We start from the raw sequence: 18,191 nt of genomic DNA, 5'->3' as shown, positions 1-18,191 counted from the left end.
CACCTGTCAACTACTGATACGGTCATCCCATGTCACTGGATCCCACCACTCCTGTGCTGGTCGGTTACGGCCAGGTCAACCAGCACGACGGCGAGCTCGACCCGGTCGGTCTGATGGCTGCGGCAGCCCGCGAGGCCACCACGGACACGGTGCTGGCCGACGTCGACGCCATCCGGGTGGTCAACCTGCTGTCCTGGCGCTACCGTGATCCCGGCCTGCTGCTCGGTCAGCTGATCGGCGCGGACAACCCCGCCACGGTGTACACCGGCATCGGCGGCAACGTCCCGCAATCGCTGGTGAACCAGGCCTGCCTGGACATCATCGCCGGCCGCCACCAGGTGGTGCTGCTGGCCGGAGCCGAGACGTGGCGGACCAGGAAAAAACTCAAGAGCGCCGGGGTGCGGCCGGACTGGCCGGTGCAGGACGAGTCGGTGCCCATCCCGCCGGGCGGCGAGGATCCGATGGAGATGGCCGGAGAGTCCCTGATGCGCATCGGGCTCGGGCTGCCGTCGGACGTGTACCCCATGTTCGAAGAGGCCATCCGGGTGGCCTCCGGCGAGACTCCGGATGCTCACCGCATGCGTATCGGCGCGCTCTGGGCACGGTTCAACGAAGTGGCGCAACAGAATCCGCACGCGTGGAGCAATGCCGCCTACACCGCCGATGACATCTGGGCGCCCGCCCCGGACAACCGCATGATCAGCTGGCCCTACACCAAGCTGATGAACTCCAACAACATGGTGGACCAGGGTGCGGTTCTGATCCTCACCTCGGTGCGGCGCGCCACCGAACTCGGGATCCCCACGGAACGCTGGGTTTTCCCGTGGGCGGGTACCGACTCCCACGACACCTACTCGATCACCGAGAGGTTCCAGTACCACACCTCACCCGCCATCCGGATCGGCGCGCGGCGGGCCCTGGAGCTCGCCGGCACCGGAGTCGACGAGATCGCCCATGTCGACGTCTACTCCTGCTTCCCGTCCGCGGTGCAGATCGCCGCCGCCGAGATCGGCCTGGGTCTCGATGACCCGGCCCGCCCACTCACCGTCACCGGTGGCCTGACCTTCGCCGGTGGACCGTGGAACAACTACGTCATGCACTCGATCGCCACCATGGCCGAGATCCTGACGGCCAATCCCGGTACCCGCGGCCTGATCACCGCCAACGGCGGCTACCTCACCAAACACGCCTTCGGCGTGTACAGCAGCGAACCGCCACCGCACCAGTTCGCCTGGGAGGACGTGCAGGACGCCGTGGACCGCGAGCCGACCCGCGAGGCGTTGGTGTCCTGGGAGGGGATCGGCACCGTCGAGACGTGGACCGCACCCTTCGGTCGCGACGGCGCACCCGAGAAGGCGTTCCTGGCGGTACGCACGCCCGAGGACGCCCGCACCCTGGCGGTGATCACCGACCCTGCGGTCGCCGCCGAGGTCGTCACCGGCGACATCTCCGGCACCAAGGTGACCGTGAGGGCCGACGGCACGGCCGCCCTGCTCTGACGGAATAAGCCGTGCGCCGACGGCGCTGACTGGAGTCATGGACAAAGCTGACTTCGACGCGATGAACAACCCCGTGATCGAGGAGTTCCGCGCCCGCGGTGGCGTGGCGGGCGGCATCTTCGAGGGCAAACCGCTGGTGCTGGTGCACCACATCGGCGCCAAATCCGGCACTGAGCGCATCGCCCCGCTGGTCGCGCTGGTCGAGGGAGACCGGTCGTACGTCTTCGCCAGCAAGGGCGGCGCCGACACCCACCCGGACTGGTACCGCAACCTGGTGGCCAACCCGCAGATCACGGTCGAACAGGGCACCGAGACCTACCAGGCCACCGCACGCTTTCTCGACGGCGCCGAACGCGACGAGGTATATGCCCGCCAGTGCGCCGTCGAACCGCAGTTCGCCGAGTACCAGCGCAACACCGAGCGCGTCATCCCGGTGATCGAGTTGGTCAGGACGGCCTGACACAGGGGTTACCTGGGCGCAACGAGGTCGGCACGTAGCCGACCTAGGTTGCGACCATGACCACACTGCGACACCCCGCTGTCCAGATCGGAATCGCCGCCGTGGCCGGCATCGTCTTCGGTCTGGTCGTCGGTGACTGGGCGGCCAACGTCAAGTTCATCGGCGACATCTTCATCCGGCTCATCCAGATGTCGATCGTACCGCTGGTGATGGCGTCGGTGATCGTGGCCACCGGTTCCATGACCGGCACCGGCACCGGCAGGATCGCGGTGCGCACCTTCGCCTGGATGCTCGGTTTCTCCGTGGTCGCGGCGGTGCTCGCGTGGGTGCTGAGCGTCCTCATCCGACCCGGCGCCGGCATGGTGTTCACCGAGGAACTGGACCCCAGCCTGCAGGAGTCCGCGGGGGAGGCGTTGGGTTGGCAGGACACCGTGCTGAACTTCGTGTCCACCAACGTGTTCGACGCCATGTCGACGGCGACCATGGTGCCCATCATCGTGTTCTCGCTGCTGTTCGGAATCGCGCTGCGCAGCCAGATCAGCAAGACCGGGGACACCCGGGTGCTCGGCTTCATCGACCAGATCCAGCAGATCGTGCTCACCATGATCCGGCTGGTGATGTACGTCGCGCCCGTCGGGGTGTTCTGCCTGTTGGCCGCCCTCGCCGGGGATGTGGGCTTCTCTGTGGTCACCACCGCGCTGAAGTACCTCGGGACGACGCTGCTCGGTGTGCTGATCCTGTTTGTGTTGTTCGTCGTGGTGGTGACCGTGCGCACCCGGCTCAATCCCTCGAAGCTGCCCAGCAAGCTGGCCGAGCAGACCGCCATCGCCATCACGACCACCAGCTCGGCGGTCACCTTCCCGACGGTGCTGAAGAACACCGTGGAGAAGGTGGGCGTCAGCCAGCGGGTCGCCAACTTCACTCTGTCCATCGGCCTGACCATGGGCTCCTACGGCGCGGTCCTGAACTACATGATCGTGGTGGTGTTCCTGGCCCAGGCCGGTGACATCGAGCTGTCGTTCGGTCAGATCGTGCTGGGCATGGGTCTGGCCATCCTGCTGAACATGGGCACCATCACGGTCCCCGGCGGTTTCCCGGTGGTGGCCATGTTCCTGGCCACCTCGCTGGAGCTGCCGTTCGAAGCCGTGGGTCTGCTGATCGCGGTGGACTGGTTTGCCGGCATCTTCCGCACCTTCCTCAACGTCAACGGCGATACCTTCGTGGCGATGCTGGTGGCCACCGCCGACGACGAGATCGACAGAGATGTCTACAACGGCACCAAAACCGTTGTGGCCGAGGAGTTCAACGCTGCCGACTACAACGATGCCATGGCGCGGGCGGACGCCGCCGACTGAGCCGGTAGATTCGCTGCGATGAGCCAGCAGCAATCACCCGCGTCGGACGTCGACGGCGCCATCGAGGAAGTCGCCGCCGCCGTCCACAGTGTGGACGCGCCGACCCTGGACGCCGTTGCCGCCGACATCGCCGCGGCCAAGGTCATCGCCACCTACGCCGGGGGCCGCGAAGGTCTGGTGATGAAGGGCCTGACCATGCGCCTGTTCCACGCCGGGCTGGACGCGCACTCCGTCGGCGAGATGACCTGCCCGGCGGTCGGCCAGGGTGATCTGCTGATCCTGTCCTGCGGCCCGGGGAACATCTCGATGGTCGAGGCCTTGGCAGGCGTGGCATCCAAGGCCGGTGCCCGGGTGCTGCTGTTCACCGCCGAGCCCGGCCAGCCGCCGGCCCCGCTGGCCGACCGGGTGGTGGTGATCTCCGCCCAGACCATGGCCTCCGATGGGGGATCCGCAGCGGTGCTGCCGATGGGCAGTGGCTACGAGATCGCTCTGTTCGTGCTCGTCGACCTGATCACCAACCGGGTGCGCGCACTGCGCCAGGAATCCGCCGAGGTGATGCGCGCCCGCCACACCAACCTCGAATGATGCACCTGGCCACGTTGATCGACCGCGCCGCCGCGCTGGCTGTCCCGGGGCAGCGGCGGCTGCTGGGCATCGCCGGAGCGCCGGGGTCGGGCAAGGGCACGGTGGCCGAGGCGGTGCGTGCGGCGCTGGGGGCGGCGGCGGTGATCGTGCCGATGGACGGATTCCACCTCGCCGGTGCGGAACTGGCCCGCCTGGGGCTGGCCGACCGCAAGGGCGCCCCGCCGACGTTCGACGCCGCCGGGTACGTGGCGCTGTTGCAGCGGCTGCGCCACCCGGACGGGCGGACGGTCTACGCCCCGGAGTTCCACCGCGAGGTCGAGGAGTCCTTCGCCGGCGCCATCGCCGTGCCGCCGGAGGTGCCGCTGGTGATCACCGAGGGCAATTACCTGCTGCTGCCCGATGATCCGTGGGGCGAGGTTCGCGACCTGCTGGACGAGGCCTGGTTCCTGGTGCCCGACGAGCAGCAGCGGGTCAGCCGGTTGGTGGCCCGGCACATCGAGTTCGGCAAGACCGCCGCGCAGGCCCAGGACTGGGTGCAGCGCAGCGACGAACCCAACGCCCGGCTGATCGACGCCACCCGCAACCGTGCCGACCTGGTGATCTACGGCGACCCGGCCTGAACATCGAAGCCCGGCCCTTCCTCGGCGGGCTCGTACCTCACCCGCCTCGTTGACCGGCCTGAACATCGAAGCCCGGCCCTTCCTCGGCGGGCTCGTACCTCACCCGCCTCGTTGACCGGCCTGAGCCAACCGCAGCACGTCCTCCGTCGTCGGCGGGCTCTGCGGATGGAATGACAGGCACCACGGCGAGCGGATCCGGTGGAAGGCCTGGCCTTCGGCAGCGAGGTAGAAGTTGCCCGCCCGCAGCCGGCTGATGTCGGGCACCAGCCCACCCTTCACCCGGGCCAGCTCCTTGGCGTAGGAGATCTGGGTGGCGGAGTTCAGCAGCCCGTAGAACTGGGTGGCCGCATTGCCCGGAATGTGGTTGTGCAGCCCGGTGGGGGACTGGGTGGCGTAAACCAGCCCCAGCCCATATTTACGGGCCTGCGACGACAGCGCCAAGGTGCTGCGCAGGCTGATGGTGGACCGGCCCGACGGGGCGAAGTTCTGCGCCTCGTCCATCACCAGCAGCCCGCCCAAGGGGCGATCGCCGGCCGGATGTTGTTTGATCCAGGCGAACAACGCCATCTGCAGCTGGTTGACGAAGCCTTCGCGCTGCTGTTCGGACGCGAGTCCGATCATGCTGATCACCGATACGCGGGCGCGGTGCCCCGGCGACGGCGTGAGCAGCACCCCGGGATCGGCGGATTGCCCCGCGCCACCGAACAACGGGTCGTTGATGGCGGCGGCCTTAAGGTTCTGCCCGATCTCGGCAGCCTGCTCGGCGGCCCGCGTCATGGTGCTGGCGTGCTCGGGCAGGGCGCCGAGCAGGGTGATGAACCCGGGCAGATCCGAGCGGCCCTGGCTGCCGTAGAAGGTGAGCGCCTCGCGCAGCACCGCGCGCATCCGGCCGGCCTTGCCGGAGTTGCCGGTGATCAGGGCCCGCGGTTCCAGTGCGGCGACCGCCGAGTCCACCGCCTGGGCGAACTCGTCACGATCGCCGAGCACGCCGGCGAAATCGGGCAGGGGCGCAAACGTCAAGGGGCGCCCGGCTTCTCGGCCCGGCGTCCACACCAGCACCTCGGCGTTCTGCAGGTATTCGGCGGCCCGCGCGTCATCGGCCGGGTCCCAGCCCCGCGGGGTTTGCGGCCAGGGGCTGCCCAGGCGGGAGAGGTCGTTGTTGACGTCCAGGACGATGGAGGACACCCCGCGCAGGGCGCACTCCTCGACGATGCGACGGATCAGCACCGTCTTGCCCGAGCCCGAGCCGGCAAAGATCGCGGTGTGCTTGCGCAACTCCTCGAGCTCGACATCCTGGCGCTCGCCGCTGCCCACGTCGACGCCCACGGCGATCGCGGTGTCGCTGCGGGGTGTGAGGTCCGCGGGTGCCGCCGCCTCTGCGGCGTCCTCGACGGCGTCGGGCACCTCGACGGCCTGGGCATCGGCCACGTCGCCGAGTGCGGTGCGCAGCACGGTGATTCCGTGGGCCGGTTTACGGGCGGTGAGCCAGGCCTGCAGCCGGGGGTTGTCATCGGCCACCAGATCACGCAGCGCCGTCATGGTGCGCAGGTCCTCATCCGACAGGGGCAGCGTCTGGCCGCCGGCGGCCTCGAAATCGGCGATCACCTCGGCGGTCTTCTTGCCGCTGGGCCACGGTGAGTTACGCAGCAGGAACAGCTTGCGGCGATCGGTGGTGGCGTTGAGACCTGCTGCGTCGCTGGCGCTTCGGATGCGGTTGAGCGCGGCGACGGCGTTGGACGCGGCGATGGCCCGAAACGCCCAGTGCTGTTCGTCGTCGGTGTCGGCGTCCAGGCTCTGACGCAGCCGCGCGTGCAGCGTCACCTTGGCACCCGGCGGGGGGTCCACGCGGAAGTCGGATCCGGCGTCGCCGGCCTCGACCATCCACGCCCGCAGCGCCGCGTCCAGCAGCTCCGGCATGGTGGTGTCCTCGCCCTCGGGGTCGAACGCCACCGCGGCGACAGCCTGTCTGCGGTAGGCCACGAACCGGGCGTCCAGAGCAGCGAGGTCGCCGGCGTCGACGTCCGGTGCGGGTGCGGGGCGCTCCACCGCCTCGGATTCCGTTGACAGCGACGTCAATTCGATCAGCGTGTCGGTGCCCAGGCAGTGCCGCACATGGCTGTCGGCCCGCTTGAGGAGCTGCCGAGGGGTGTACTCCGGGGCGTCGTCGAAGGCGGCCGCGGCGATCGGCCAGCTGGGGTAGGGCGGGGTGAAGCCCACACCGGCGTACGCGGCGGCAAAGCGTCGCTCCAGGATCGCCCGGCCCAGCTCGGGAGTCGGCAGGCCCTGCAGCGGTGAGGTGACACGGAACCGGTCGGCCACCGTCGATGTCGCGCGTACCCGGATGGCCTCCCAGGCGGCGGGCAGGCATGCCACCACCGCCACCGTGCGCCGCATGTTCTGCCGCACCGACATCAGGCCGTGCGCGACGTGTTCGAGATCGCGGTTGTCGGTCTGCTCGCTGGAGGACTCGGTGCGTTCGGGCGACTGCGCCAACAGGGTGTCGATCTGGTCCACCGCCAGCACCATCGGTCCGGCCAGCGCCACCACCCTGGCGATGTCGCGCACGGTCTCCTGGGCGGTGGCCTTGGGTGCGGGCAACCCCCACCGAGACCGGTCGTCGGGTTCGTCGTTGGAGCTCAGGAACGCCTGCCCGATGTCCTGCTGCCCGAAGTCCAGGGCGCCGAGCAGCACCAGTGAACGCAGCACATGCCGGCACTGGCGCACCGTCTCGCGGTGCACCTTGAACAGCGCGGTGACAAAACGCTCGAGGATGTCAGGGGTCAGCTCGTCGTCGCCGACGATGGCGCGGCGGTCGGCGCGGGACACGTGCGCCACCGACGCCAGTTCCCACAGCACGTCTTTGAGCTGGGTTTCGCGGGTGACGCCCGGACGGCCCAGGCTCTCCAGGATCCCGGCGCGCGCCGACTGCCAGAAGCTGGTGGCGTCCAGCAGTTCGACGATGAAGAAGTATCCTCCGTCGGCCTGCACCCGCTCGCGCACCTGGCCCAGCATGTGGGTCTTGCCGGATCCGGCCTGCCCTCGCAGCACCACCCCGAGCGGGCTGGCGTCCGGACCCAGCCTGGCGTCGTCGACGGCGGCCAGCACCTCCGACAGCGGACCCTCGTTGAGACCGCTGACATGCAGGCCGGCCTGCGAACGCCACAGATCGTCGGTGGTGGGCGCCCAGGTCAGACGCAGCGACGACAGCGCCTCGCGATCGCGTGGTTGCATCAGGCCTCGATCGCGATCAGGTGCTTGTGCTGGTCGCCGATGACGACGGCAGCGGCCCAGTCGTGCTCGCCGAGCACTTTCTGGTTCTCTTCGGGGATCAGGTGCACGCCAGTCTTGCGATACATCCGTTTCAGTGTGTCATCGAGTTCAGCGGGTGCCACATCGGGGAGTTCGGCCCGCAGCCGGGCCAACCCCACCCAGTCGCCGGCCTGACCTGCGAGCCGGCGGTAGGCGTCGCGGACCTGTTGCTCATCGGGCGGCGCGGTCGGCGTCGGCGTGTCGGACGGCGCCGCGCCCGGACCGAACACCTCGGCCAGCGGCAGGTCGGCACCGGTGAAGAACCGGTCGAGGCTGCGGAGCACCGTGTACAGCGCCCTGCCCTGCGCGGTGGCCCGTTCGGGGGCCGGCGCACCGAAGAGCCGTCGGCAGAACGCCCAGCCGTCGTCGGTCAGCTCGTGGACCAGTCGCGGCCCCACCTTGGCGCTGTGCACCAGGCCCATTCGGTTGAGTTTGTCGCGGCTGGGCTTGGTCAGAACGGGGCCCAGGGCGCCGAGTTCGGGGTTGGGCACCGGCCGCGCCTGCGCCAGTAACACCAGGAGTACGGCTTGTTCGGTTCCGGTCAGCTCATCGAGCCCGATCTTCACCCGGTGTCCCTCCCTCACGTCGTGCGGCCAGCAGTCCTTCGATCATGGCAAGAACCCGTGACGCATCGGTGGTCACCTCGGCGTTGGTGAACCGCAGCACCGCGTAGCCGCCGACGGTCAGCGCGTTGTCACGCCGACGGTCGTCGGCGTACTTCACGATGCCACGGTGGTCCGGCCCGTCGAGCTCCACCACCACCCGCTCGGCGGGCCACATCAGGTCCACCCGGATGGGCGGGGTGAGCGGGTGCGGGTGATAAATCTGGTTCCAGGTGCGCCCACGTGCCCAGGCGTGCCGCTGCAGCCGTGCTTCGACGTCCAGTTCGACAGCGCTGCCCGGGTGCGGTCGGCCCGCCAGCACCGGAAAAGTCAGCGCGGGGCTCGCAGCGTCGGCGGGCGGAGCAGCGGTCAGCGTCACCGTCGGGAACCGGCCCGGCTCGACCACGCCCGCCCCGAGGATCCAGATCCCGAAGCCGCGCCCGGTGAACCAGTGCGCTGCGGTTCCCAGCACCTGCTGCGCCACCGGCGGCAGCGCGGCCGCGGCCCACCACGCCAGGGTCACTGCGGCGCGGCCGTAGGTGCGGGCCAGAATCCCGGACAGCGCGGCGGCGCGGGTGTCGGCATCGTGGCGGTGGACGCGCGGTTGCCGCCGCAGGGCCGCTTCGGCCAGGTCGGCCAGGTAGGGGCCGTAAAGAGATGTGCTCGAAGCGGTTTCGCGAGCCAGTCGGCGGATGGTGCGGCGCTCTGCGTCGCTACTGGCGGTCACCGCGACGGCGGCGGGAAGCCAGGCGGTCAGCTGCGCCCGGGCCACCGACTCCAGGGCGTCCAAGACGATGCCCACGGCGCCGGCCGCATCCGCTGCCGCACCGATCTCGAGCATGACAATCACCGGGGCGTTCTCGGGCAGTGGGTCGATGGCCACTGCGAACTGCTCGACGGTCGGCCCCTCGAGGCAGATCACCCGATCGGTGGGGAGCTCCGAGAGGGCTGATCGCACCGGACCAACCTACCGGCGTCAGCTGGACAGGAGTTCCCGCAGGCGCAGGGCGTTGCGCACCGCGTGCCCCTCGCCGTCGTTGTTGAAGTAGACCAGGACGTCGCGGCCCTGCTCCTGCCATTCCCGGATGCGGTCCCGCCACCAGCGCAGGTCGTCGTCGGAGTACGAGCCGGCGTAGAGGACGTCGGGGTCGGGGCCGTGCATACGCACGTAGACCCGGGGGCTGGTGGCGCGCAGCACGCAGGGCAGATGCGCGCCGCTGGTCACCACGTACGTGGCGCCGTGGCGTTCCAGCACTCGGTAGACCGCATCGTCATACCAGGACGGGTGCCGGAACTCGACGGCGACAGGGATCTGATCGGGCATGACGGTCAGGAAATGCTCCAAGCGCGCGTCGTCGCGCTCGAGTTCGGGATGCAGTTGCACCAGCAGCATCTCGCGGCGCTCACCCAGTGCCGCCCAACAGCGTTCGAAGCGCTCCACCCATGGCTCGGGGGTGGACAACCGCCGGAAGTGGGTGAGCCCGCGATGGGCTTTCACGGTCATGGTGAAACCCTCGGGCAGCCGGGTGCGCCAGCCGGCGAAGGTGCTGTCCCTGGGCCACCGGTAGAAGCTCGCGTTGAGCTCCACGGTGTCGAACACCTCCACGTAGCGGGCCAGGCGGCGGGCGGTGGGTAGCCCCGGTGGATACAAGACGTTCTCCCAGTGGTCATAGGACCACCCGGAGATTCCGATCCGGATCACCTGTCCAGTGCGGTCCGCACCAGCGCCGCGGCCAACTCGGCAGTCCGTCGCGGTGCGAGACTGGCGAGTTCGGCGGTGTCGGTGGGCAATCCGAGGTCGCCGGCGCAGCTGCGGGCACGCTCGTCGAAGAACGGTGCCACCCATGGCCACACCGCCTGGACCTCCCGCAGGAAGATGTCCGCGCCGGTGGGGCCGATGCCGGTGAACTCCTGGAGCAGCCGTGCGACCTGGCCGACGTCCCGGTCGCCGGCCTCGGCCAGCCTGCGCAGGTCGCCGTCGTAGCGCTCCTGGACCCGCTGGGCCATCTCCGTCAGCCGCGTCGCCGAGCTCTCGTCGTAGCGGGCGTAGCCGGCCCGCCCGAAGGCGTCGATCATGGTGCGCCGGTCGGCGTCGAGCACCGCCTCAGGCGTGCGCAGACCGGCGTGGAAGATCTCCCGGGCGGCGGCCACCGCGATGTCGGCGTCGATCGGTTTGCTGGCCAGCATGCACAGCACGAGCAGCTGGAACAGCGGCTTCGGGGTGTCCTTGAGGGTGATGCCCGCATCGGCGGCATAGGTGGTGCCCGCTCGGTCCAGCAGATCCGCGGCGATCTCGTGCGGTGTGCTCATAGCCGCGGCGTACCCACTGCCTGCCCCGGGAAACGGGTGTCACTTGGCCGGCAGCGTGCGCGCATACGACACGCCTCTGTTCACCCAGCTCGCGAGCTGGCGCTTGGTCTGCACCCCCTCGGCGGCCACCCGCAGCCAGCCGGTGATCTCGCGGCCGCCCATGATCATGGGCGACACATGTGCTCGGCTGCTCAAGGTCGCGGTCTCCTCCTTGGGTACCCGCACCAGCAGGCCGCCCTGGCCGCTCACCGCGACCGCCATGTGGCCGCCGATCAGAAAGGCCAGCCCGCCGAACATGGGCTTCTCCTCGGCGTTTTCGCCGCTGAGCAGTTCGCGGATGCGGTTGGCCGTGTACTCGTCGAAGGCCATCTCGGTCCCGTTCGGTGGGAGGGTCAGCTGGTCGGGCGCCAGCCCAGTCTAGGCCCCAGGTTTTCGGCCAGATCGTTGATGATCTGCTGGTAATCGTCTGCGCCGAAGCTGAAGGGCAGCGCGAAGGCCGCCTCCGAAGCGCGCTGGAACCCCGCGTGATCGAACAGTTGGTCGGCAAGCTCGTCGGAGGTGCCTACGTAGTCGGGGGAGAACAGCATGCCGCGGGGTCCCTGCGGAGTCCTGGTGCGCTCGAACCGGCCTGCGGCGTACTCACGGTAGCGCCGCACCTGGTCAGCGGTGGCGCTGTCGGTGGGAATGACCACCAAACCCTGTGACACCCTGGCGTTTTCGGGTCTCGGATGGTGCGCCAGGTAGGTGTCGATGTTCTGCGCCTGGATGGTGGCGAAATCGAAGCTGTCGGTGCCCTCGATGCTCACCACCGAACTGGTGAGGTAATTGATGCCCTGTTCGCCGGCCCACCGGGCCGACGACATACCGCCGCCGTACCAGACCCGATCGGCCAGGCCGGGGGAGTGCGGCTGGATGCTGCGGGTGAACCGTTCGATGCCCACGGTGCCCTCGAACTCGCTCACCGGTTCACCCCGCAGATGCCGGAGCAGTCGCAGCACCCGCTCCTTGGAGAAGTCCTCGGCGTCGGAGGTATCGGGGTACAGCGCGGTCTTGTAGTCGTCGTAGCGCATCGGTGTGCCCACCGAGACCCCCGGATTGACCCGACCGCCGGACAGGATGTCCACGGTGGCAAGGTCTTCGGCCAGCCGGAACGGATTCTCCAGGCCCAGGGGGATCACCGCGGTGCCCAGTTCGATCCGTCGCGTGCGCTGCGTGGCCGCGGCCATGATGGCCACCGGCGACGAGATGCCGGGTTGCAGATGGCGACAGCGCAACCACACGCTGTCGAAACCGAGGTGCTCGGCCCGCTCGATCACCTCAAGGGTCTCTTCGTGGCCGGGCAACGGGGCGGCGGTGTCGAACCGGCCGATGGTCAGAAAGCCCAACTTGCGCAGGGGTTCTCCGCGTCGTGGCATGGTTCAGTCCGCCGTGGCAGCGTCGTAGGCGGCCTGCGAAGCGGACACCTCGGACAGGTGCTCGATCGACCAGTCCTGCAGAGCGCGCAGCGGGCCCTGCAGCGTGCGGCCGGCCTCGGTCAAGGAGTAGACCACCCGGACGGGCACCTCCGGGTAGACGGTGCGGTGTACCAGGCCGTCGCGTTCGAGGTTGCGCAGCGTCTGGGTGAGCATCTTCTGGGACACGCCCTCGATCTGTCGGCGCAGCTCGGAAAAGCGGGCGTCGCCGTCGCCGAGCACACCCACGATCAGCACTGTCCACCGGTCGCCGATGCGGTCGAGGATCCGCCGCGTGGGGCAGTCCGCCTGGTAGGGGCCGAAGAGGGAGGTGGTTACCACACAGTGCCTTCTTCCCGGGAGAGACCAACGCTCCTACGGTAACCAGGGCGGGCGGCGCGTGCCATCCGCCGCGAAAGGAGAACATGGAGTTGTCTCGTATCACTGTCCTCGGCGGCACCGGCTACGCCGGGTCGGCCATTGTCGATGAGGCCGCCTCCCGTGGGCACCAGGTCACGGCGCTGAGCAGGACGGCGCCCCCCGAACCGGTTGCCGGCGTGCACTACGTGGAGGGTGACGCCACCGATGAGAAAACTCTCTCCGCGGTGATCGCCGACGCCGACGTGGTGGTGGCCGCGCTGGCACCCCGGGGGCTGTTGGCGCGCACCTTCCGTGACGTCTACCGCACCGTCGCCGGGCTGGCCGATGCCGCCGGGGCCCGGTTGTTCGTGATCGGCGGCTTCTCGTCGCTGCGCCCCGCCCCGGGGGCGGACCGCTTCGTCACCGACCTCAGTAACGTCCCGGCCGACGTGCACGACGAGATCCTCGCCGGCGCCGCGCTGATCCTCGAGGACCTGCCGGCTGCCCCGGAGAGCCTGGACTGGGTGTTCGTCAGCCCGCCGCGGATGTTCGGCTCGTTCGCGCCGGGGGAGAAGCTGGGCCGTTATCTGCTCGGTGACGACGTGGCCGTCGACCCGCAGTCCGGTGGCGCCATCTCGGCGCCCGACTACGCGCTCGGCGTCGTCGACCTCATCGAGCAGGACAGCCACCACCGGGTCCAGGTGAACATCGGCAACCCGGCCTGAGCACCAAAAGAGCTCGGGTGCACCAGCACCCGAGCTCTTTCCTGGCACCGCTAGGCGGCCTGCGTCACCGACTCGGCAGCCGGCTCGAGGGCCTGCGCGACGATCTCGGCGACATCGGTCATCGGCAGCACCGTCAGCGCCTCCAGCACCTCGGCCGGCACCTCATCGAGATCGGCCTCGTTGCGCTGCGGGATGAACACCGTTGTCAGCCCGGCCCGCTGCGCCGCAAGCAGTTTCTGCTTGACCCCACCGATGGGCAGCACCCGGCCGTTGAGCGTCACCTCACCGGTCATGCCGACATCCGAGCGGACATTGCGTCCGGTGGCCATCGAGACCAGTGCGGTCACCATCGTCACACCCGCCGACGGACCGTCCTTGGGCACCGCCCCGGCAGGCACGTGCACGTGGATCTGCCGGTTGAGAGTGGTCGGGTCGACGCCCAACTCTGCGGCGTGGGCCCGGACATAGGACAGCGCGATCTGCGCCGATTCCTTCATCACGTCACCCAGCTGACCGGTGAGCTTCAGCCCGGTTTCACCCTCGACCGAACCTGCCTCGATGTAGAGCACGTCGCCGCCCAGGCCGGTGACCGCCAGCCCGGTCGCGACCCCGGGCACTGCGGTGCGTTCCGCCGATTCCGGGGTGAACCGCGGACGGCCCAGGTAGTCGACAAGATCCGGTTCGTCGATCTGGATCGGGTCGTCCGCCAGCCGCGTGGCGACCTTGCGCATGGCCTTGGCCAGCAGCCGCTCGAATTGCCGCACACCCGGCTCGCGGGTGTAGTCGGCGGCGATCTTGCGCAGCGCGGCGTCGGTCACCGACACCTCGTCGTCCGACAGCGCGGCGCGTTCCCGCTGCCGCGGCAGCAGGTAGTCGCGGGCGATGGCCACCTTGTCGTCCTCGGTGTAGCCGTCCAGCTGGATCAGCTCCATGCGGTCCAGCAGCGCACCGGGGATGTTCTCGATGACGTTGGCCGTAGCCAGGAACACCACGTCGGACAGGTCCAGGTCCAGCTCCAGGTAGTGGTCGCGGAACGTGTGGTTCTGCGCGGGGTCCAGCACCTCCAGCAGCGCCGCCGACGGGTCGCCCCGGTAGTCGGAGCCCACCTTGTCGATCTCGTCCAGCAGCACAACGGGATTCATCGAACCGGCCTCGTTGATGGCCCGCACGATGCGGCCCGGCAGCGCGCCGACGTAGGTACGCCGGTGTCCGCGGATCTCGGCTTCGTCGCGCACGCCGCCGAGGGCGACGCGGACGAACGTGCGGCCCAGCGCGCGGGCCACCGATTCACCCAGTGAGGTCTTGCCGACACCGGGGGGACCGGCCAGCACCATGACCGCACCGGAACCGCGGCCGCCGACCAGCGCCATGCCTCGCGAGGCGCGCCGTGCCCGCACCGCCAGGTACTCCACGATGCGGTCCTTCACATCGTCGAGGCCGTGGTGGTCGGCGTCCAGGATCTCGCGGGCGCCCTTGAGGTCCGTCGAGTCCTCGGTGCGCGTGTTCCAGGGCAGCTCCAGCACCGTGTCGAGCCAAGTGCGGATCCAGCCGCCTTCGGGGCTCTGGTCGCTGGCGCGTTCGAGCTTGCCGACCTCCCGCAGCGCGGCTTCGCGCACGGTGTCCGGCAGGTCGGCTGCCTCCACCCGGGCCCGGTAGTCATCGGAACCCTCGGGCTCACCCTCGCCGAGCTCCTTGCGGATCGCGTTCAGCTGCTGGCGCAGCAGGAACTCCTTCTGCGTCTTCTCCATGCCGGAGCGGACGTCTTCGGCGATCTTGTCGTTGACCTCCACCTCGGCCAGGTGGTCGCCGGTCCAGTCGATCAGCAGCCGCAGCCGGGCCGCGACGTTCTCGGTCTCCACCAGCTCGCGCTTCTGCGGATCGGTCAGGTAGGACGCGTATCCCGCGGTGTCGGCCAGCGCCGAGGGGTCGGTGATCCGGTTCACCACGTCGACGATCTGCCAGGCCTCGCGGCGCTGCAGCATGGCCAGCAGCAGCTTCTTGTACTCGGCCGCCAGGGTCTTGGTGTCGTCGGCAACGACATCTTCCTCGACCTCGGTGACCTCGACCCACAGCGCGGTGCCGGGGCCGGTGGTGCCGGAGCCGATGTGGGCACGACGTTCGCCGCGCACCACGGCTGCGGCGCCACCGCTGCCGGCGATGCGGCCGACCTGCACGATCGAGGCCAGCACGCCGTGGGTGGGGTAGCGGTCGTCCAGGCGGGGTGCGATGAGCAGCTTGCCGGATTCACTGGCCTGGGCTGCGTCCACCGCGGCACGAGCGGCGTCGTCGAGTTCGATGGGCACCACCATCGTGGGCAGCACGATGGGTTCGCTCAGGAACAGGACGGGCACTGTGATGGTGTCAGGCATCAAACCTCCAAAGTTGATTCTGTTGCGCTCAACCTTTGGGGTGCCGGAATTGTTCCCCGCTATGCCTGCGGCGTACAGCCGCAGGTGACGCCGATGTGCAATGACACCGCGATGGGATCGTCGGATGTCGGTTCATCCAGCAGCCGGGCCACTGCCCGCGCCGTGATGGTCTCGACGGGCTGCTGGGCCGCGGTCACGTCGAACTGCCCGTAGTCATGCGGGTGGCCGTCGAACCCCACCACCCGGATCTCGGTGCCCACGGCCAGCCCCGCGTCGGTGACCGCGCGGATGGTTGCCGAGGCCTGGCCGAAGGTTCCCACCACCAACGCCTGGGGAGGGTGGGCAACTCCGGACAGGAACTGGCTGACGGCGGCATACGCGCCGTCGGCGGTCAGATTGGTGGGCACCACGGTGACGTCCGCGCCGGCCCTGCCCCGCACCCCGGCGAACCGCTGTTTGACGGTCTCGAGGTCGCCGTGGGCGGCATCGTCTTCGGTGATACCGCCGATGAACGCGATGTCGGAGCAGTGGTGAACGTCCACCAGGTGGCCGGTCACGATTGCCCCGGCCAGCTCATGGTCGACACCGACGATCTCGGCGTCGACCTCGCCTCGGACGTTGTGCATCCACACCACGGGAACGCGCTCCTGGCTGCACAACTTGGCCGTCTCGCGGGCATTCGCGGCGCCGATCACCACCAGACCGTCGACACCGACTTCGGTGAATGCGGTGGCGAATTCCAGTTCCCGCTCGGGGTCGTAACCGGTGTTGCCGATCATGGTCAGATGATCGCGGGCGCGCGCCTCGATCTCGATGCGGCCGACGAATTCACCGAACAGGGGCAGGGTCAGATCGGGAACCAGGAGCCCGATCTGCTGCCAGCGACGGGGTCTGCGTAGTGCCCTGGCCCGGGTGTCCGGCCGATAGTTCAGTTCGTCCAGTGCGTTGACGACCTTGGCGCGCAACGACTCCGAGACCGGTCGCGGCCCGTTGTTCAGCACGTAACTCACCACCGCGGTCGACGTACCCGCGCGGGTTGCCACATCGGCCAGAGTTGGCCGCTTACCACTCACCGCGTTGTCCTCCGACGTGTCGGTCACCGATGGCCGGTGAGTTCGAATCACCATGATTGTGACACTTCCGCTTCGATCGCCGCCGATTACGCTAATCGATTAGACAATTTACTGGGAGGACGCATGGACGTAACAACCCCTTGGTGGAGTAGTTGACATGGCTTTCGTTCGACTCTCTGGAGTCACCTACCTCGACCCCGAACTCGCCCACCCCAGTTACGTGCTGTTCAGTGGCGCCGACTCGATCACCCGGCTGATCGATCTGAACGGCACCGTCATTCACCAGTGGCCGTATGCCGGTGTGCCACCGCGCATCCTGGACCCGGCGCTCAACAGTGGGCGGGTCGGCGACGTGGGGGTGCAGTTGACCGACAGCGGTGACCCACGCGGTGGGATCTATGCCAACGGCACCATCGGCCAACTCGACTGGGCCGGAGAGCGGGTGTGGGAGTGGGGCACCCAGGCCGCCGGTGGCGCGGCGCGCCAGAACCACGACTGGGAGTTGCTGCCGAGTGGCAACCGGCTGATCCTGGTCACGTTCCCGCGCGTGGTCCCCGGGCTGGGGGACGACGTGGTGGGCGACCAGGGCCTCGTGGAGGTGACCGCCGCAGGAGAGGTGGTCTGGCAGTGGCTGGCCGGTGACCACCTCGACGAATTCGGGTTCTCCGAGGCCGGCTGGGCGGCGCTGCGGGAGACCGTCGCGCGCGATCCGGAAGACCCGTGGGGCTACCTGGAGATGAACAGTGCGAAGTCCCTGGGCCACAACCACTGGGATGACCCGGTCTTCGCCGCGGACAACATCCTGGTCAGCTTCCGCAAGGCCAACATCATCGCAGTGATCGAGAAGTCCACCGGTGCCGTCGTCTGGCGCTTGGGCCCGTACTACACCGCCGAGGCGGGTGCCCAGCACCAACGCATCAACGCACACAAGGTGCCGCGGCCGCTGGACCAGACCTCGGGGCAACACAATCCGCACATGATCGCGCCGGGGCTGCCCGGGGCGGGGAACATCCTGGTGTTCGACAACCAGGGTGGCGCCGGCTACCCCCCGGCCCCGCTGGGCATCTATGCCGGTTCGCGTGTGCTGGAGATCGACCCGTCCACGCGAGACATTGTGTGGCAGTACACCGCCGAGGACTCCGGTCTGCCGTCGTGGGCGTTCTTCAGCTCGTTCGTCAGCAATGCCCAACGCCTGCCCAACGGCAACACCCTGATCGATGAAGGTATGCAGGGCAGGCTTTTCCAGGTCACCCCCGACGGTGATGTGGTCTGGGAGTATCACAGCCCCTACCAGGGCTATGGCGTGGCCGGCGAGCCGGAAGTCAAGCAACCCAGGGTGCCCGGCGTGGACCGGCTGTCGCTGACCTCGCTGGTCTACCGCGCACAGGCCGTCCCCTTCGACTGGGCCCCGGCCGGTACCGCGGTCGAGCCGCCGCGCGCAGTCGACCTGAGGCCGGGTCGGGGGTGACCGCC

The 18,191-nt window shown here is 69.0% G+C and carries 17 protein-coding genes; 7 read left to right on the top strand and 10 right to left on the bottom strand.

The window, feature by feature from the left end:
* Positions 1–29: 29 nt before the first annotated feature.
* From G6N58_RS24235 to G6N58_RS24215, 5 genes are read left to right on the top strand one after another with little or no spacing between them, the layout of a single operon-like run.
* The gene (locus G6N58_RS24235) at positions 30–1,499 is read left to right on the top strand and encodes an acetyl-CoA acetyltransferase (protein ID WP_115281210.1); all 1,470 of its coding nucleotides are present in this window, start codon (positions 30–32) and stop codon (positions 1,497–1,499) included.
* A 37-nt stretch (positions 1,500–1,536) separates the two neighbouring features.
* Positions 1,537–1,959 carry a nitroreductase family deazaflavin-dependent oxidoreductase gene (locus tag G6N58_RS24230; protein ID WP_115281211.1) on the top strand — a complete coding sequence of 141 codons (423 nt, stop codon included), beginning with the start codon at positions 1,537–1,539 and terminating at the stop codon, positions 1,957–1,959.
* Between the two features lie 56 nt (positions 1,960–2,015).
* The gene (locus tag G6N58_RS24225) at positions 2,016–3,314 is read left to right on the top strand and encodes a dicarboxylate/amino acid:cation symporter (RefSeq protein WP_115281212.1); all 1,299 of its coding nucleotides are present in this window, start codon (positions 2,016–2,018) and stop codon (positions 3,312–3,314) included.
* Between the two features lie 18 nt (positions 3,315–3,332).
* The gene (locus tag G6N58_RS24220; protein WP_115281213.1) at positions 3,333–3,899 is read left to right on the top strand and encodes a phosphoheptose isomerase family protein; all 567 of its coding nucleotides are present in this window, start codon (positions 3,333–3,335) and stop codon (positions 3,897–3,899) included.
* A complete protein-coding gene (locus G6N58_RS24215) occupies positions 3,896–4,519 on the top strand; it encodes a nucleoside/nucleotide kinase family protein (protein ID WP_115281214.1) in 624 nt (207 codons plus the stop codon). Before G6N58_RS24220 ends, G6N58_RS24215 begins: the two co-directional genes overlap by 4 nt.
* A 99-nt stretch (positions 4,520–4,618) precedes the next feature.
* Here the strand turns inward: G6N58_RS24215 and G6N58_RS24210 are convergent, their stop codons facing one another.
* Genes G6N58_RS24210 through G6N58_RS24175 form a run of 8 tightly spaced genes read right to left on the bottom strand, consistent with a single transcriptional unit; the run spans position 4,619 to position 12,533 of the window.
* The gene (locus G6N58_RS24210; protein ID WP_115281215.1) at positions 4,619–7,750 is read right to left on the bottom strand and encodes a helicase HerA domain-containing protein; all 3,132 of its coding nucleotides are present in this window, start codon (positions 7,748–7,750) and stop codon (positions 4,619–4,621) included.
* Positions 7,750–8,394, bottom strand: a complete 645-nt coding sequence (locus G6N58_RS24205; protein ID WP_115281216.1) for a hypothetical protein — start codon at positions 8,392–8,394, stop codon at positions 7,750–7,752. The genes G6N58_RS24210 and G6N58_RS24205 overlap by 1 nt, the downstream gene beginning before the upstream one ends.
* Entirely contained in the window at positions 8,375–9,388 is a 1,014-nt protein-coding gene (locus G6N58_RS24200) for an endonuclease domain-containing protein (RefSeq protein WP_147289440.1), read from the bottom strand. The genes G6N58_RS24205 and G6N58_RS24200 overlap by 20 nt, the downstream gene beginning before the upstream one ends.
* An 18-nt stretch (positions 9,389–9,406) precedes the next feature.
* The gene (locus tag G6N58_RS24195; RefSeq protein ID WP_115281218.1) at positions 9,407–10,132 is read right to left on the bottom strand and encodes a DUF72 domain-containing protein; all 726 of its coding nucleotides are present in this window, start codon (positions 10,130–10,132) and stop codon (positions 9,407–9,409) included.
* Positions 10,129–10,740, bottom strand: a complete 612-nt coding sequence (locus G6N58_RS24190; protein ID WP_115281219.1) for an HhH-GDP family DNA glycosylase — start codon at positions 10,738–10,740, stop codon at positions 10,129–10,131. Before G6N58_RS24190 ends, G6N58_RS24195 begins: the two co-directional genes overlap by 4 nt.
* A gap of 39 nt (positions 10,741–10,779) precedes the next feature.
* Positions 10,780–11,109 (bottom strand): TfoX/Sxy family protein, encoded by a 330-nt coding sequence (locus G6N58_RS24185; RefSeq protein ID WP_115281220.1) that lies wholly within the window; start codon positions 11,107–11,109, stop codon positions 10,780–10,782.
* 23 nt (positions 11,110–11,132) lie between these two features.
* Positions 11,133–12,155 carry an LLM class flavin-dependent oxidoreductase gene (locus G6N58_RS24180; RefSeq protein WP_115281221.1) on the bottom strand — a complete coding sequence of 341 codons (1,023 nt, stop codon included), beginning with the start codon at positions 12,153–12,155 and terminating at the stop codon, positions 11,133–11,135.
* Positions 12,156–12,158: 3 nt separating this feature from the next.
* Positions 12,159–12,533: a winged helix-turn-helix transcriptional regulator gene (locus G6N58_RS24175; protein ID WP_115281222.1), complete on the bottom strand. Its 375-nt coding sequence runs from the start codon at positions 12,531–12,533 to the stop codon at positions 12,159–12,161.
* Positions 12,534–12,616: 83 nt separating this feature from the next.
* On the opposite strand from G6N58_RS24175, the gene G6N58_RS24170 reads away from it, so the two are divergent.
* Complete coding sequence (locus G6N58_RS24170) at positions 12,617–13,276, top strand: NAD(P)-dependent oxidoreductase (protein ID WP_197746444.1); 660 nt, start codon at positions 12,617–12,619, stop codon at positions 13,274–13,276.
* 50 nt (positions 13,277–13,326) lie between these two features.
* Here G6N58_RS24170 and lon read toward each other — a convergent pair whose 3' ends face one another.
* The gene (lon, locus tag G6N58_RS24165) at positions 13,327–15,645 is read right to left on the bottom strand and encodes an endopeptidase La (RefSeq protein WP_115281223.1); all 2,319 of its coding nucleotides are present in this window, start codon (positions 15,643–15,645) and stop codon (positions 13,327–13,329) included.
* Positions 15,646–15,704: 59 nt separating this feature from the next.
* Positions 15,705–16,745 (bottom strand): LacI family DNA-binding transcriptional regulator, encoded by a 1,041-nt coding sequence (locus tag G6N58_RS24160; RefSeq protein ID WP_232067984.1) that lies wholly within the window; start codon positions 16,743–16,745, stop codon positions 15,705–15,707.
* Positions 16,746–16,875: 130 nt separating this feature from the next.
* On the opposite strand from G6N58_RS24160, the gene G6N58_RS24155 reads away from it, so the two are divergent.
* On the top strand, positions 16,876–18,186 hold the full coding sequence (locus G6N58_RS24155; RefSeq protein ID WP_115281224.1) for an aryl-sulfate sulfotransferase: 1,311 nt from the start codon (positions 16,876–16,878) through the stop codon (positions 18,184–18,186).
* Positions 18,187–18,191: the final 5 nt, after the last annotated feature.

This window comes from Mycolicibacterium tokaiense (genome assembly GCF_010725885.1).
GTDB lineage: Bacteria > Actinomycetota > Actinomycetes > Mycobacteriales > Mycobacteriaceae > Mycobacterium > Mycobacterium tokaiense.
Note: the sequence above shows the minus strand (reverse complement) of the source record. Positions and strands in the feature narration are given on the sequence as shown.